Annotated in this window: 13 protein-coding genes; 3 read left to right on the top strand and 10 right to left on the bottom strand. The window is 73.9% G+C overall.

Going from position 1 to position 15517, the window contains the following annotated elements:
* Window positions 1–2: 2 nt before the first annotated feature.
* Both FHX73_RS03310 and FHX73_RS03305 read right to left on the bottom strand, forming a co-directional pair.
* Window positions 3–3242 carry a non-ribosomal peptide synthetase gene (locus tag FHX73_RS03310; protein ID WP_145903186.1) on the bottom strand — a complete coding sequence of 1080 codons (3240 nt, stop codon included), beginning with the start codon at window positions 3240–3242 and terminating at the stop codon, window positions 3–5.
* Window positions 3232–3516: a phosphopantetheine-binding protein gene (locus FHX73_RS03305; RefSeq protein ID WP_246213327.1), complete on the bottom strand. Its 285-nt coding sequence runs from the start codon at window positions 3514–3516 to the stop codon at window positions 3232–3234. Before FHX73_RS03305 ends, FHX73_RS03310 begins: the two co-directional genes overlap by 11 nt.
* Before the next feature lie 535 nt (window positions 3517–4051).
* On the opposite strand from FHX73_RS03305, the gene FHX73_RS03300 reads away from it, so the two are divergent.
* Together FHX73_RS03300 and FHX73_RS03295 are read left to right on the top strand one after the other, a co-directional pair.
* Window positions 4052–4696, top strand: coding sequence for a helix-turn-helix transcriptional regulator (locus FHX73_RS03300; RefSeq protein ID WP_246213326.1), 645 nt, complete (start codon window positions 4052–4054; stop codon window positions 4694–4696).
* 190 nt (window positions 4697–4886) lie between these two features.
* Entirely contained in the window at window positions 4887–6518 is a 1632-nt protein-coding gene (locus FHX73_RS03295; protein WP_145903184.1) for a hypothetical protein, read from the top strand.
* Window positions 6519–6578: 60 nt separating this feature from the next.
* On the opposite strand, the gene FHX73_RS03290 is transcribed toward FHX73_RS03295, so the two are convergent.
* From FHX73_RS03290 to FHX73_RS03255, 8 genes are all read right to left on the bottom strand, one after another.
* Window positions 6579–7592 carry an SDR family oxidoreductase gene (locus tag FHX73_RS03290; protein ID WP_145903183.1) on the bottom strand — a complete coding sequence of 338 codons (1014 nt, stop codon included), beginning with the start codon at window positions 7590–7592 and terminating at the stop codon, window positions 6579–6581.
* Entirely contained in the window at window positions 7589–7861 is a 273-nt protein-coding gene (locus FHX73_RS03285) for a hypothetical protein (RefSeq protein ID WP_145903182.1), read from the bottom strand. Before FHX73_RS03285 ends, FHX73_RS03290 begins: the two co-directional genes overlap by 4 nt.
* On the bottom strand, window positions 7845–9548 hold the full coding sequence (locus FHX73_RS03280) for a polyketide synthase (protein ID WP_145903181.1): 1704 nt from the start codon (window positions 9546–9548) through the stop codon (window positions 7845–7847). Before FHX73_RS03280 ends, FHX73_RS03285 begins: the two co-directional genes overlap by 17 nt.
* Window positions 9545–10366 (bottom strand): acyl-ACP desaturase, encoded by an 822-nt coding sequence (locus FHX73_RS03275; RefSeq protein WP_145903180.1) that lies wholly within the window; start codon window positions 10364–10366, stop codon window positions 9545–9547. Before FHX73_RS03275 ends, FHX73_RS03280 begins: the two co-directional genes overlap by 4 nt.
* Window positions 10363–10617, bottom strand: coding sequence for an acyl carrier protein (locus FHX73_RS03270; protein WP_170304820.1), 255 nt, complete (start codon window positions 10615–10617; stop codon window positions 10363–10365). Before FHX73_RS03270 ends, FHX73_RS03275 begins: the two co-directional genes overlap by 4 nt.
* A gap of 46 nt (window positions 10618–10663) precedes the next feature.
* The gene (locus tag FHX73_RS03265; protein ID WP_145903178.1) at window positions 10664–11518 is read right to left on the bottom strand and encodes an SAM-dependent methyltransferase; all 855 of its coding nucleotides are present in this window, start codon (window positions 11516–11518) and stop codon (window positions 10664–10666) included.
* On the bottom strand, window positions 11508–13154 hold the full coding sequence (locus FHX73_RS03260) for an AMP-binding protein (protein WP_145903177.1): 1647 nt from the start codon (window positions 13152–13154) through the stop codon (window positions 11508–11510). Before FHX73_RS03260 ends, FHX73_RS03265 begins: the two co-directional genes overlap by 11 nt.
* A 344-nt stretch (window positions 13155–13498) precedes the next feature.
* Entirely contained in the window at window positions 13499–14125 is a 627-nt protein-coding gene (locus tag FHX73_RS03255; RefSeq protein ID WP_145903176.1) for a TetR/AcrR family transcriptional regulator, read from the bottom strand.
* Between the two features lie 126 nt (window positions 14126–14251).
* Between FHX73_RS03255 and FHX73_RS03250 the strand changes: the two genes are divergently transcribed.
* On the top strand, window positions 14252–15226 hold the full coding sequence (locus FHX73_RS03250) for a quinone oxidoreductase family protein (RefSeq protein ID WP_145903175.1): 975 nt from the start codon (window positions 14252–14254) through the stop codon (window positions 15224–15226).
* The last annotated feature ends 291 nt before the right edge of the window (window positions 15227–15517 follow it).

Here is a 15517-nt window from a genome sequence, read left to right as displayed (position 1 = left end):
TCTCAGTCCTTCCGGGTGTGCTGGGCGCGCAGCGCCTTGAGCCGTGCGGTGCCACGGCGCAGCCGGGCGGCGGCGGGGTCGGCCGCTGCCGCGGGGGCGGTGGGCGCCGGAACCTGGGACCGCGTCAGGTGGCGGGCCAGGGCGGCGATGGTGGGGTGCTCGAAGAGGGTCAGGACGCCCAGCTCGCGGTCGAGTTCGCGGGCCAGCCGCTCCCGCACCCCGGCCAGCATCAGCGAGTGGCCGCCGAGGTCGAAGAAGTTGTCCCGGGTGCCGAACCCGCGGTGGCCCAGCGCCTCGGCCCAGACCTCGGCGATCCGCTGCTCCAGCGGCGTGGCCTGATCGGACTCGCGCCGGCGGGCCGCCAGTTGGACGCCCAGGCCGGGCAGCGCGGCCCGGTCCACCTTGCCGTTGACGGTGAGCGGGAGGGCGTCCAGCAGCCGGTACTCGTGCGGGCGCATGTAGCCGGGCAGCCGGCCGGTCAGCTGCTCGTGCAGCTCGGCGCGGTCCGGCGGGGCGGCCGGGTCGGCGGGCACCAGGTAGGCGGTGAGCGCCTCGTCGGCCAGGGCGACCACGGCGTCCGACACGCCGGGGTGGGCGCGCAGGGCGTTCTCGATCTCGCCGGCCTCGATCCGGAAGCCGCGCAGCTTGAGCTGCTGGTCGTTGCGGCCGAGGAAGTCGAGGGTGCGGTCGGCCCGCCAGCGGACCAGGTCGCCGGTGCGGTAGAGCCGGGCGCCCGGGGCGTCGGGGGAGAACGGGTGCGGCACGAAGCGGTCGGCGGTCAGCTCGGGCCGGTGCAGGTAGCCGCGGGCCAGCGCGGTGCCGCCGAGGTAGAGCTCGCCCGCGGTGCCGGTCGGCACCGGCCGCAGCTCCTCGTCCAGCACGTAGGCCTGCACGCCCGGGACCGGTCGGCCGATGTCCGGCAGCGCGCCGTGCCGCTCCGGGCCGACCGGGCCGGAGCTGGCCACCACGGTGCTCTCGGTCGGGCCGTAGTTGTTCACCAGGCGGAACGGCAGCTCGCCCGGGCCCAGGCCGTGCAGCCGGTCGCCGCCGGTCAGCACGGTGCGCGGGGCACCGGCCGGCCAGGGGGCGGCGGCCAGCCGCTCGACCAGCGGGGTGGGCACGAAGCAGCTGGTCACGGCCCGCTCGGCCAGCCAGGCGGCCAGCTCGGCGGGCGCCAGCACGGTGGCCGGGTCGGGCACCTCCAGGGTGGCGCCGGCGGCCAGCGCGGGCCAGATCTCCCAGACCGAGGCGTCGAAGCCCGGGGCGGCGATCAGCGTGCAGCGGTCGCCCGGGGCGAGGGCGAACTCCTCGCAGTGCCAGGCGACCAGGTTGGCCAACGACCGGTGCTCGATCATCACGCCCTTGGGCGTGCCGGTGGAGCCGGAGGTGTAGATCACGTAGGCGAGGTCGGCGGGTCGCGGATCGGCGGCGAGCGGTCTGCCGCAGTCGGGCTGATCGACCGTCAGAACGAGTTCGCCTGGTGGTAGTTCGGGATGCTCGGGGCCCGTCACCACGGCCAGCGGCCGGGCTTCTGCCAGCACGGCCGCCAACCGGCCGGGCGGGTTCGCCGGATCCAGCGGCAGGTAGGCGGCGCCGCTCTTCAACACGGCCAGCTCGGCGACCACCAGCTCGGCGCCGCGCGGCAGGCAGACCGCCACCAGCTCGCCCGGGCGGGCGCCCTGGGCCACCAGGTGGGCGGCCAACCGGTCGGCCCGCAGGTCGAGTTCGCCGTAGCTCAACTCCTGCCCGGCGGTGCGCACGGCGATCGCCGCGGGCTGCTCGGCCGCCCGGCGCTCGACCAGCCGGTGCACGCACTCCTCGGTGGGCGCCGGCGGCCGGCCCGCACCGGACAGCAGCGTGCGCTCCTCGCGCTCGCCCAGCACGGGCAGTTGGGCGATCGGGGTGTCCGGCGCGGCCAGCGCGGCGGTGAGCAGCCGCAGGTAGCGCTCGCCGAACAGCTCGGCGGTGCGCGGCGCGAAGAGGTCGGCGCGGTAGCCCGTCCAGCCCTGGGCCGCCTCGGCGCCGAACGCCACGTGCAGGGTCAGCTCGAACTTCGCGGTGTCGATCCGCACCGGGACGGGGGAGGCGGCCAGGCCCTGCAGGCCGAGCTGCGGGCCGCTCTGGTCCTCGTAGGTGAAGACGCTCTGGAAGACCGGGTGGCGCGAGGTCAGCCGCTCCGGCACCAGCTCCTCGACCAACTGCTGGAACGGCAGGTCCTGGTACTCGTGCGCGGCCAGGAAGGTGTCGCGCACCTGCACCAGCAGTTCGGCGAAGGTCGCCTGCGGCCGCAGCCGGACCCGCACCGGCAGCATGTTGACGAAGAGTCCGACCAGACCCTCGTCCGCCAGCCGGGTGCGCCCGCTCACGGGCACCCCGATCACCACTTCCGCGTCGCCGGACAGCCGGCCGAGCAGCACGGCGTGCGCGGCGAGCAGCACCACGAACCGGGTGACGCGCTGGCGCATCGCCAGCTCGCGGGCCCGCAGCGCGAGTTGCGGTGCGATGGGGAAAGGGGCGGCCGCGCCGTCACTGCTGGCCACCTTGGGGTGCGGCCAGTCGGTGGGCAGGTCCAGGCGGTCCGGCGCACCGGCCAACTCGCCACGCCAGTAGGCGAGCGCCTCGGTCCGCCGCACGGAGGCGGCGGGGGAGCGCTCGGCCTCGGTGTAGTCCCGGTAGTCGTGGGCGGGTTCGGGCAGCGGTTCGGCGAGGAGCGGGCCGGCGCCGTCGCGGGCGGCGTCCAGCGCGGCGGCGTAGTCCTCGGCCAGGTCGCGCTGCACGATGCCCAGCGACCAGCCGTCCACCACGATGTGGTGGAAGGAGAGCACCAGCACGTGCTCCTGCGGCCCGAGCCGGACCAGTCCGGCCCGCAGCAGCGGGCCCTCGCACAGGTCGAACGGCGCCAGGGCGAGCCGGTCCACGGCCTCGGCGAGCGCGCGCTCGCGGGCCGGCTCCGGCAGGTCGGTCAGGTCGGTGACCGGCAGCGGCACGGCCAGCGCGGCCGGCACCCGCAGCACCGGCGCGCCGTCGCGCAGCGGGAAGGAGGCGCGCAGCATGCTGTGCCGCTCCGCCAGGCGGGCCACCGCCCGCTCCAGCGCGGCCGGTTCGAGCGGGCCGCGGAGCCGGGTGGCCAGCGGCACGTGGTAGTCGCTGCTCTCCGGGCGCAGTTGCCAGAAGAACCAGAGCCGCTGCTGGGCGGCGGAGAGCGGGGAGAACTCGGGTCGCCGGGGTGCGTTACCGGGCATCGGTGCGCTCCAGGGCCGCCAGGTGGTCGGCCTGTTCGGCGATGGTCGGGTGGTCGAAGAAGGCCGCCAACGGCAGCTCCGCACCCAGGGCGTGGCGCAGCCGGGAGATCACCTGCGAGGCGGTCAGCGAGTGCCCGCCCAGCTCGAAGAAGTTGGCGTCGGGGGCGAGACCGTCCAGGCGCAGCACGTCCTGCCAGACGCCGGTGACCACCTCCCGCAGTTCGGAAGGTGATTTCCGGTCATTCTCGGTGTGCCCGGGGGTGTCCTTCGACACGTGCCGCGCGGTATTCCCCGCAGATTGTCCGGGGGCAGTCATGATGCGGCCTTCCTCTCGCTTCGGGAATGGTGGAAGGGCGTCAATTCGGCTCCACCGCATCGGCCTTCGGGCATTCGCGGCTCTTCGCACCGGTCCCAAGATGCGGGACTCCGCAAGCCGGACGCAAGCCGTCCCACCCCTTTGTGCGGCGAGGGTTGCACCTTTGGGCAGCGAGCCGCTCGCGCTCCCGCGCGCGGGGGAGGAGTCGCTGGTCAGGGCCTGGTCAACGGCGCCGCGCACCTTGGGGAAGCAACCGCCGCCCGGTTGAACTCCGGGCGGCCCGAGCCCCGTAGGACCCAGTGGCGGGTGGCGCGGAAGGTGGGGCCGGGGCGTGCCGAACGGTCCGGGCAGCCGCGCACAAAGGGGAGGCGGCGCAATGAACGGCAGGGGCGGACGTCCCTTCTCCAAGGTGTGGGAACGTCGCTCCGCCGCATCGATTGCGGGCGAACTTCCGGCCGGAATTCGACTGTTCAATGGGGCGGGGGAAAGGTTGATGACCGACAAGAGCGTGAAATCCGTCACCGTGGCCGTTCTGGCGAACGACCCGGTGACCGGCGAAGGAGCCGTCTGGTGGCTCTCCTCCTGCAAGGAGGTCACCGCGAGCTTCTGGCGCTGGGGCCAACCGGCCGACGTGCTGCTGGTGCTGGCCGCCGAGGTGACGGCTGACACCCTGTTACGCGTGGAACGGGTCCAGCACGAGACGCCCGACGGCGTGCTCCCGATGGTGCTGGTCGCCCACGACTTCCCGGACCAGCACATCCTGCGCGCGATCGACCTCGGCCTGGTGAGCTACCTCAACCGCCAGGAGGCCGGCTTCGACGACATCCGCCGCGCCGTCCAGGAGGCCGCCGCCAGCCCGGAGCCCCCGGGCGGGGTGCAGCAGGCGCTGATCGGCCACATCCGCGCGATCCGCGACACCGCCCTCGCCCCCGCCGGCCTGAACCTGGCCGGCCTCTCCGAGCGCGAGGTGGAGGTGCTCCGCTTCCTCTCCGAGGGCCTGAGCACCAAACAGATCTCGGCCAAGCTGAGTTACTCCGAGCGCACCGTGAAGAGCGTGGTCCACGACGTGGTCACCCGCCTCAACCTGCGCAACCGCACCCACGCGGTGGTCCACGCGCTGCGTGCCGGGGTGATCTGACGGTGCGTCGCCTCCGGGTCGTTGCCGTGTGATCCCTTGCGCCACTCCTGACACTTCGCCAACTGATCTGTCCAGTAGGCGGGTTGGCGGGACTTGTGAAGATTCCCCGGTGGACCGGGAGGGTACGGATGGCGCGGTGTGCGCGACCCCGCGCCACCCACCGCCCTTCTTCACGACCGAGGAGCACCTCGTGCGCCCACTGCGTCTGTTCGCCACCGCCCTGGTGGCGTTAGGCACCTTGCTGGCCGGGACCACGACCGCCACCGCGGCCGCCCCCACCACGGCGGCCGTCACCGCTACAACGGCCGCGCCCACCACCGTGCGCCCGCACGGCATCACCGGCAGCGCCGGAGCCGGTTACGCGCTCACCGGCTCCGGCATCACCCAGGCCGGCGCCTCCTGGGTCCAGCCGTTCGTCGACTGCACCTCCGGCGGCGCGGTCCAGCTCTGGGTCGGGCTCGACGGCCTCACCGCGAGCGACCCGGGCGTCGAGCAGATCGGCACCCAGGTCGACTGCAACGGCGGCAACGGGCACTACTACGGCTTCTACTCGGCCGGCGGCACCAAGCAGGCCTACGGCGGCAACGTGCTCCCCGAGGACAACATGGCGGCGGCCGTCGTGCAGGTCCCCCACACCGCCACCTACCAGATCGCCATCATCGACTACACGCAGAACTGGAGCGCGACCGAGGTCGTCACGGCCGCCAACGCGCAGAACGCCAGCGCCGAGGTCATGGTGAGCGCGGGCGGGACCTCACTGGCCCAGTTCGGCTACAACGGCTTCACCGCCGTCTCGCTCGACAACACCGCGCTGACCTCCACCGCCACCGCCGTCACGCTCGACAACCCGGCCGGCGGCACCGCCACGCCGACGGCGCTCAGCGCCAACCACAACTTCGGCGTGGCCTACGGCGCCAGCACCGCGCCAGAGACCGGCCAGGACATCACCGCCGTCCAGGCCGGCATCCCGCGCAACCAGGTGGTCTACAACTGGACCCCCGCCGGCTCGGGGTACACCGGGCAGTCGATCCTGCGCAACACCAGCCCCAGCGTGGTGATCCTGCCGGACGGCGGCTGGGAGGAGGCGATCATGACGGCGTACAAGACGCTGGTGATCATCGGCTCCGACTACACCTGGAACACCGGCCTCGCGCTCGCGGGCGGCAGCAGCCCGAGCCTGGCCGTCTCCTCGAACGGGACGCTCGAAGTCGCCTACGAGGCCTCCAGTGGCCACCTGTGCACCTTCACGCCCAACAGCAACCCCGTCGACACCCAGCTGCAGATGACCGGCAGCTCCACCCCGAGCATCGCTGCCCTGGCGGGTGGCGGCTTCGAGATCGCCTACGTCGCCAACACCGGCGTGCTGGCCTTCACCGGCCCCGAGGGCACCGGCCTGAGCACCAACTACGTGCGCGGCGGCACCAACCCGTCGATCGTCGCCGAGTCGGGCAACGGCTACCTCTACGCCTTCCAGGCGACGGACAGCACCCTGTGGATCGGCAGCTACGGCATCCCGGCCATCCGGGAGAACGGCATCACGCTCGCCGCAGGCACCAGCCCGAGCGCCGCCTGGCTGAGCGGCGGCAGCGAGGTGGCCTACGAGTCCAGCAACGGCCAGATCAACTGGACGGGCCTCTACACCAGCACCAACGGCCCCGCCTCGGTCGGCAGCAGCAGCCCCAGCATCACCGCCTACGCCGGCGAGTTCCAGGTCACCTACCAGTCGACCGCCTTCCAACTCGCCCTCACCAGCCCGATGGGCACCATGAGCACCGGACTCGGCATGGCGGGCACCGGAACCAGCCCCTCCACCGGAACCTGACGGCAGATCAGATCGGCTGACGTGCCGTGGTCGCCCCGGACGCTCCGGGGCGACCACGACTCAGCCGACCGCCGCCAACTGCCCCGCCAGGTAACGGGTCAGCGCCGCCAGCGCGCCCAGCACGTCGGCCGTGCCCGGCGCGACCGTCCCCGGGATGCTGCCCAGGTCGGTCGGGAACGCGTGCCGGGGGCGGTAGACCTCGCACATCGCGGCGAGGTCGGCGACCCGGCGCCAGGCGGGGGTGTTGGGCGCGGTGCCGGCCTCCGACAGCCGGCGGGCCAGGGTGGCGGCGTCCAGCAGGGCCGGGGGAGCGGCGCCGGCCGTCTCCGTGATGGCGGCCGCGACCCGGGCCATCGTCGGGGCGGCCGGGCCCGCGGTGATGCGGACCAGCTCGGGGTAGGCCGGGGCGGCCACCAGGGCGGCGAGGGCGTGGCCGATCACGTCGGTGGGGAGCAGGTCGAGCACCGCGTCCGGCGCCAGCGGGACGGCCGGGATCCGGCCCTGCACGGCCGCCGCGACGAAGCGGTGGAAGCCCTGGAGGGCGCCGCCGGTGTCGCCGGTGCGCGAGTCGCCGAGCACGCCGGGGATCCGGGCGATCACGTGCTCCGCCGGGCCGTGGGTGCGGACCACCTCCTCGGCCGCGCGCTTGGAATCCAGGTACGCGCCCGGGTGGTTGCGGCTGCCGGGGATCGGGGCGGGGGTGTCGGCCGTCAGGTCCAGCTCCACGAAGGCGGTGCTGACGTGCACCAGGCGGGCACCGGCCAGCGCCGCGAACTCGCAGACCCGCTGGGTCCCTTCGATGTTGGTGGCGCTCATGGCCGGGCTCGCCTTCAGCCAGGCCACCTGGGCCGCGCAGTGCACCACGTCGGTGATCTCGCCCAACAGCTCGTCCGGCAGGCCGAGTCGGGGCGCGGTGATGTCCCCGGCGACGGTGCGCACCCCGGGCGCGCAGGACAGCCTGGCCCGGTGCCGCAGCGCGATAACCGTCGTTCCGGGCTGGTGCCACAGCGCCTCGACGGTCGCGGCGCCGACCAACCCCGAGGCCCCCGTTACCAGGACGGTCCGCCGGCTCACGCCGCGCCCTCCGCCAGGTTCTCCCGCACCCACCCGATCACGTCGCCGATCGTGGTGCCCGCCCGGATCTCGGCCTTGTCGATCAGCGGCAGGCCCGGCCAGGTCAGCACCAGCCGGTCGGCCAGCTCCGCGAACATCAGCGAGTCGAAGTCCAGGTCGTTCGCCAGGGATTGATCGTGCGTCAGGACCTCGGTCGGGAAGTCGCTGGCCGCGCTCACCGCGGCGAAGACCCCGGCGGCGACGGTGTCCGTGTCAGTTCCGTGAATCATCGAGCTGTACTCCCCAGTGCGTGGTTCGGACGACGGGGCTGACCGGCAGGGTCAGCAGGTTTCCGGTGGTCGGCGGGGCGGGCGGGTCGCCGTGGTCGAGGGCCGGTCCGCGTTCGCGGAGCAGCGCGACCAACTCGGCGTGGTCCGAGGCGTGCACCGTGCGCCGGTGCGCCAGCACGGCCCGGGTGCCGAGGGTGTAGGCGAGGTCGGCCAGGTCGGGCCGCTGCTCCTCGACCAGGTCGGCCAGCTGCCCGGCGTACTGCGCGAGCAGCTCCGGCGAGCCCGCCGAGAGGGTGAACGGCCCGATCGTGCCCACCCGTTGAGCGGTCGGTGGCGCCTGCTCCAGCACCAGGTGCACGTTGGTGCCGCCGAAGCCGAAGGAGCTGACCGCCGCCCGGCGCGGCTCGCCGGCCGCCGTCGCCCACTCCTCGGCCGAGCGCGCGAGCCGGAACGGCCCGCCGGTCACCGCCTCGCCGGGCTGCCGGACGCCCGGCTGCGGCGGCACCACGCCGTGCCGCACCACCAGCGCCGCCTTGATCAGGCCGGCGATCCCGGCGGCCGACATGGTGTGGCCGATGTTGGCCTTCACCGACGAGACCCACACCGGCCGCTCGTCCTCGCGCAGTTGGGCCAGGGCCGCCAGCTCGACCGCGTCTCCCACCTTGGTCGCGCTGCCGTGGCACTCCACGAAGCCGACCTGCTCCGGCGCCACCCCGGCGTCCCGGTAGGCCCGGCGCATGCAGTCCAACTGGCCCTGCTGACTGGGCGTCATCGGCCCGGCCGCGCGACCGTCGTTGACGCAGGCGGTGCCGCGGATCACGGCGTGGACCCGGTCGCCGTCGGCCACCGCGTCGGCCAGCCGCTTCAGCACCACGATGCCCGCGCCCTCGCCCATCACGAAGCCGTCCGCCCGCTCGTCGAACGGGCGGCAGACGCCCTCCCGGGAGACCGCGCCGACCCGGGAGAAGGCCACCAGGTTGTCCGGCCCCAGGTTGAGGTAGACCCCGCCGGCCAGGGCCAGGTCGCACTGGCCGGCCCGCAGGTGGACCACCGCCTCGTGCACCGCGACCAGCGCCGAGGAGCAGGCCGCGTCCACCACGAAGCTCGGCCCGCGCAGGTCGAAGACCGAACTCACTGTGGCCGCTGCCATGTTGAGCAGCGAGCCGGCGGCCGTGTAGGGCTGGGCGGGGACCACGCCGGCGGCCGAGGCGAGCAGCGGCCCGCGCAGCTCCGGTTCCGCCGGACCGTAGGCACCGCCCGCCAGTTGGAGGGCCCGGGTGCGGGTGGCCATCAGGTTGCGGTACTCGGAGACCGAGGCGCCGACGTACACGCCGGTCTCGGCACGCGGGAACCCGCACCGCTCCAGGCCCGCGTCCTGCAGCGCCTCGCGGGTCAGCTCCACCAGCAGCCGGTGCTGCGGGTCCATCACCTGCACCCGGCGGGGCGCGATGCCGAAGTGCAGGGCGGGGAAGGAGGCGACGTCGGCCAGGTGGGCGACCCGGTCGGTGTACGCGCCGTCCGGGTCGCGCGGGTCGTCCGGCCGGTGGAACGGCCCGTGGTCCCAGCGCCCGCCCACCGGGTGGTTGACCACGCCGCCGGAGCTGAGCAGCCGCCAGTACCCGGTGAGCCCGTCCGCTCCGGGCAGCCGGCAGGCCATGCCGATCACGGCCACCTCCTGGCCGGTCATGCGGTGGCGCTGCGCTGGCGCAGCACGGTGTCCACGGCGGCCCGCTCCGGCGGGCCGGGCAGGTCGTGCCGGCTCAGGCCGAGGGCGCCGAGCATCGGCAGCACGACCTCGCGCAGGAACACCCCGGCGTCGACGCCGGCGGTGCGCATCACGGCGATCCGCGCGTCGTAGTCCGGCAGCACGTCCTCGGCCGGCATCCGGAAGGTGCGCAGCACGTGGGCCAGGTCGCGCAGGGTGCCGTCCCGGTCGGCGTCCAGGTGCAGGGAGAGCAGGCGCTGGTAGAACCGGCTGTGCGCCATCTCGTCGCGGCCGATCAGCCGGTAGACCTCGCCGAGCACCCGGGCGCCGCGCTCGGTGGCCAGCCGGCGCTGCTTGCGGTAGATGACGAAGGTGGTGAGCTCCTGGATCGCGCCGTAGACCACCATCTGCCGGCCGTCCTCGTACGGCCGCGTCCAGCTGCGGGAGAGCACCGTCTCCTCGTAGTCGAAGAGCTGCTGCTCGGTGCGCTGGCCGCTGCGGTGCAGGTACTCGCGCAGCACCAGCGAGTGCTTCGACTCCTCGTAGCCCCAGTTGGCCGCGAACCAGGCCTGGCCGTAGTTGCGGTCCACGGTGTCCAGGTGGGCCTTCAGGTAGTCCGGCAGGAACATCTCCACGCCGCAGAAGGTCTCGGCGCACTGGGCGAGCTGCTCGTCCGGGGCGCTGTCGGCCAGCTCGTCCCAGGGGACGTCGGTGAACGGGTTCCACCGGCGGGTGCGTTCGGCCTGCTCGAAGAAGGTCAGGTACTCCCGGTGGAAGGACTCGCGCAGGGCGCGGTTCACGGGCGGACCGCATGCTCGGGCACGGTGCCCAGCGCCGCGCACAGGTCGCCGACGGTCTCCACGCCGAGCAGGGTCGCGTCCGGCACCCGGCGGCCGGTCTGCTCCTCGGCCCAGGAGACCAGCTCCAGCAGCTCCAGCGAGTCCACGCCCAGGGCCAGCACGCTGTCGTCCTTGGCCAGCGGCGGGAAGGTCCGCGGGGTCACCTTGTGCAGGCCCTGGTGCAGCAGGTCGAGCAGTTCCTGATCAGTCATCGGATCATCCTTGGTGGGGAGGGGGCGGGCGGGCATGAAGGGGGCGTCAGTCGATCCGGCGCAGCGACCACTGCGCCAGCGAGATCTCCCGGCGGCCGAAGCCGTTGACGCACGCGGTCAGGTAGCGGTCGTAGTCCTCGAAGAGCTGGTCGCTCCAGCGCTCGCGGATCAGCGCCTCGTGCCGGCGCAGCCGGGTGCGCCACTCGGCGCAGGTGCGCTGGTAGTCCAGCCGGCGGGTGCGCAGCTGGATCAGCTCCCAGTAGGGCGCCGAGGCGACCACGATCTCCTCGATCCGGGGCGCGAGGCCGCCGGGGAAGATGTGGTTGCTGGCCCAGGCGAGCTCCTGGATCGCCTCGCTGCTGCGGGGGATCCGGTCGCGCAGGATGGTCTGCAGGCCGAACCGCGCGCCCGGGCGGGTCCACTCGTGGGCCCGGCGGAAGTAGTCCTGGTACTTGGCGCCCGCCCGCCCGCTGCGCACGTCGTCCACCGAGCAGACGTGCTCGATCATGCAGATCGAGGTGACCGCGTCGAACGGTGAATCCGGTTGGTAGTCACGGTAGTCGACGCAGTCGGCGGTCACCCCGGGCAGCTCGCGGCGGAGCACCTCGGCGTACTGGGCCTCGGAGAGCGTGATGCCGTGCGCCTGGGCAACGCCCCGGTCGCGGACCATCGACTCCAGGTTGCCGCCCCAGCCGCAGCCGATGTCCAGCACCCGGCTGCTCGGGGTGATCCCGGCGAACTCGTGGATCACGGCGAGCTTCGCGGCCTGCGCCTCGTCCAGGTCGTCGGTGTGGTCCCAGACCCCGCAGGAGTAGCTCATGCCCTCGTCGAGCCAGAGCCGGAAGAACTCGTTGTCGACGTCGTAGGCGACCGCGACGTCGGCCTTGCTGTCAGCAGACACGTGCCAACTCACCTTCCAGGTAGCGCCGGCGGGTCTCCTGCCGGCGCGGCTTGCCCGAGGTCGTCCTCGGGATGCTGCCGGGGCGGACCGGCACCACGTCGTGCACCGCCATGGCCAGCCGCTCACCGACCACCGCCCGGACCAGGTCCGGCAGTTCGGCGGCGGCGCTGGTGCGGCACTCGACCACCACGACCAGCTCCTCGGTCTCCTCGGCCGGCCGGGTGCAGGCCACCACCCCGCCCAGGCGCGCCCCCGGCAGTGCCTCGACGAGCCACTCCACCCGCTGCGGGTCGGTGTTGTGGCCCCGGACGATCAGCAGGTCCTTCTGCCGCCCGGTGACGAAGAGTTCGCCGCCGGACAGGTAGCCGCGGTCACCGGTGCGCACCCAGCCGTCGGGGCGGAAGGTGCGGGCCGTGGCCTCGGGGTCGCCCACGTACTCGCGGGCGGCCGAGGGGCCGCGCACCCAGAGCTCGCCGACGGCGTGGTCCGGCAGCTCGCGCCCGTCCTCGTCCCGCACCGTCAGCTCGTGGTCGCGGAACACCCGCCCGCAGCCGATCACTTCGGTGCTCGGGGCGCCGTCCGCGGCCGGCTCGGCCGTGCCCCGGTCCAGGGCCGCGGTGGAGACCTGACGAACCGTCAGGGGGGTTCCGCGCGGGTGGAAGGTGACGGCGAGGGTGGACTCGGCCAGCCCGTAGCAGGGGAGCACGGCCTCGGGGCGCAGGCCGGCCGGCGCGTGCGCCTCGGTGAAGCGGCGCAGCGCCTCGCGGTTGACCGGCTCGCCGCCGCAGCCGACGGCCCGCACCCGGCTCAGGTCGAGGGCCGCGACCCGCTCGGGGGTGGCGCGCCGGGCGGCCAGCGCGAAGGCGAAGTTCGGCGCGAAGGTGATGGTCGCGCTCCGCTCGGACATCGCCCGCAGCCAGCTGCCCGGGTCGCGCACGAAGGCGTTGGTGGGCAGGTAGCTCACCGGGAGGCCGACGGTCAGCGGGGCGAACAGGAAGCCGACCAGGCCCATGTCGTGGTGCAGCGGCAGCCAGGAGAGCGCCCGGTCGGCGGCCGGATCGACGGCCAGGCCCTGGTGGACGATCGCGGTGGCGTTGGCCAGCACCGCCCCGGCCCGCGCGGCCACCGCCCGGGGCCGGGCCGTGCTGCCGCTGCTGAACTGGAGGTAGGCGATCCGCTCGGGGTCGGCGGGGAGCGGGTCGCGGCCGTCGGGCAGCGCGTCGGCCAGCTCCTGGTAGGCGGTGACCGGGATCGGGGCCCGGACCTGGTCGCGCTGGGCCGCGTCGAGGCAGAGCAGCCTCGGCTCGGCGGCCGTGACGACGGTGTCCAGCAGCTCGGCCCAGGCGTCGCCCCGGCCGAGCAGCGGCGGCGGCGCGATCGGCACCGGCACCAGGCCGGCCCAGAGCGCGCCCAGGAAGGCGGGGACGAACGGCCGGGGGTCACCGGCCACCAGGGCGACCCGGTCGCCGGGGCGCAGGCCCGCCCCGGTGAGGGCGGCGGCGGCCGTGCGGGTCTCGGTGAGGAGTTGGCGGCGGGTCAGGGTGGTCCAACTGCCGTCCGGGGCGAGGTACTCGTGGGCGGGTGCGTCGTCCTCCTCGTACTTCTGCAGGATGTCGGTGAACCACAGGAAGCTCATGGCAGGCCAAATCCTCGCCGCGCGGCGATGCGGTGGGGTCGGGTGGCTGGGGCGGTGGAGCGCAGCGGCGCTCGGTGGTGCTCAGCGGTGCACGGTGGTGCGTGGTGCTGCTCGGTGCTGCTCGGTGCGAAGTGAAGGTAGCAATTCCGGGCTACTGGCTGGTGTACTTCGCGGCCCCGCGACAACCGTCCGTCGGCGACCGACCCTTGGGCTGCAAGGGGCTCGTGCGTTCGGGGGATTGGTGGTACCGGAACGACGAATCACCCGTTGGGGTGATCATCGGAGCGGTGAGGTTTTCCGGCGTCCTGACGGGTAATCAGGTGTCTTCCTGATGCTGCGTCAGTTCAACCGTCCAGCAGCCTAGTCGCCAGCTCGCGCAGCGCCCCGGCCAGCCGGTCCGACTCGCCCCGCTCCAGCAGGAGCAGGATCGGATCGCTGTTCAGGCCGGCGAGCAGCACGTGGGCCACCGCCGCGCCGTCCAGCTCCGGGCGGGCCTCGCCGATCAGTGTGCTCAGGTGGGAGTGCCAGGCCAGGTAGGTCGGGTGGGCGCCGCGCGGGTGCTCGTCGTGCGGGTGCGGGGTGCTGGAGGCGGCGTGGCCGAGTGCGGCGAGCAGGCTCTTGTTCCGTGCGACGACGTCCACCAGGGCGTCCAGGAAGGCGAGTGCGCGCTCGCGCGGCGGTGCGCCGGGGCCGAGCGGCGGCGGTCCGTCGAGCACCTGCTCGCCGAGGTCGGCGGCCCGCTCCTGCATCAGCGCGATCATCAGGCCCATCCGGTTGCCGAAGCGGTGGAAGACGGTGCCCTTGCCCACGCCCGCCGCCGCCGCGACCTGCTCCATGGAGATCTGCTCGGGGCGGTGGACGGCCAGCAGTTCCTCGGTCGCCCGCAGGATCGCGCGCCGGTTGCGGGCGGCGTCGGCCCGTTCGCGCTTGAGCGGGGTGGGGCTGCCGTCGGTGGGGCTGCTTCCGGTCATCGGGTTCCTCGCGGCTCGTGGCGTGGACAACTGGACCAGCGGTCCAGTACGGTCCGAGTGAAAGCTGACCGCCGGTCCAGTTTATCCGTCGGCAGCACCACCAGCAGCACCACCATGGAGGACACCATGCGACGTGTTCGGTACCACGAGTACGGCGGACCCGAGGTCCTGACCCTGGAGGAGACCGGGATCCCCTCCCCGGCGGCGGGCCAGGTGCTGATCCGCACCGAGGCGATCGGGGCCAACTTCGTCGACACCAAGCTCCGGCGCGGCCCCGAGAGCGGCCCGCTCTTCCACCGCGACCTGCCCGCCGTGCTCACCGGCGACGTGGTCGGCACCGTCGAGTCGGTCGGCGAGGGCGGGGACGGGTCGCTGGTCGGCCGCCGGGTCGCCGCCCTGGTCGAGGACGCCTTCGCCGACTACGTGATCGCCGACGCCGCCTGGCTGGCCGAGGTGCCGGACGGGCTCGACCTCGGCGCGGCCAGCATGCTCCCGCTCGGCGGGCCGGTGGCGCTCGGCGCGCTGCGGCTCGGGCGGGTCGAGACCGGCGACACCGTGCTGGTGCACGCCGCCGCGGGCGGCATCGGCCACCTGGCCGTGCAGTTGGCCAAGTTGCTCGGCGCGGGCACCGTGATCGCGACCGCGGGCTCGGCGGCCAAGCTCGACTTCGCCCGCTCGCTCGGCGCCGACCACGCGGTCGACTACACCGAGGAGGACTGGCCCGAGCAGGTGCGCGAGGCCGCTCCCGGCGGGGTGGACCTGGTGCTCGACTCGGTCGGCGGCGAGGTGCTGCTGCGCAGCCTCGACCTGCTCGCCCCGCTCGGGCGGCTGGTGGTCTACGGCGCCGCGAGCAGCGAGTTGGCGGCGATCCCGGTGACCCGGCTGTTCGGGCTCAAGCAGGTCACCGGCTACTCGCTGCTCGCCTGGCGCGCGGCCCGCCCCGACCTGGCCCGCCGGGACGTCGAGGAGACCACCGCGCACTTCGCCGCCGGCCGGCTGCGCGCCGCCGTGCACGCCGAACTCCCGCTCACCGAAGCCGTCGAGGCCCACCGGCAGTTGGAGGAGCGCGCCAACCTGGGCCGGATCCTGCTGCTGCCCTGAGGGCTGCTGTCTTGAGGGCTGCTGACCTGAGCGGTCGGCGTGGCCTCCCTCGCGCGGGGGAGGGTGATCGTCCGCCCAGCCGACGCACCGTCAGGGCCCGCCGGGCCACCGTTGACCCATGCCGACAACCACCACCGAACACCCCGTCCCGCGCTGGGCCGGCGGCCTCGCGAAAGCCCTCCCCTTCGTCGTCCTGCCGCACTGCCTCTGGCGCCTCCCGTTCGCCCTCGGCTTCACCATGGGCACCGTCCAGTCCACCCCGCTCCCCGCCTGGGGGCCGGCCTACGTGCT

The organism is Kitasatospora viridis (assembly GCF_007829815.1).
Classification (GTDB): domain Bacteria; phylum Actinomycetota; class Actinomycetes; order Streptomycetales; family Streptomycetaceae; genus Kitasatospora; species Kitasatospora viridis.
This window is presented reverse-complemented; position numbering and strand designations above follow the sequence as displayed.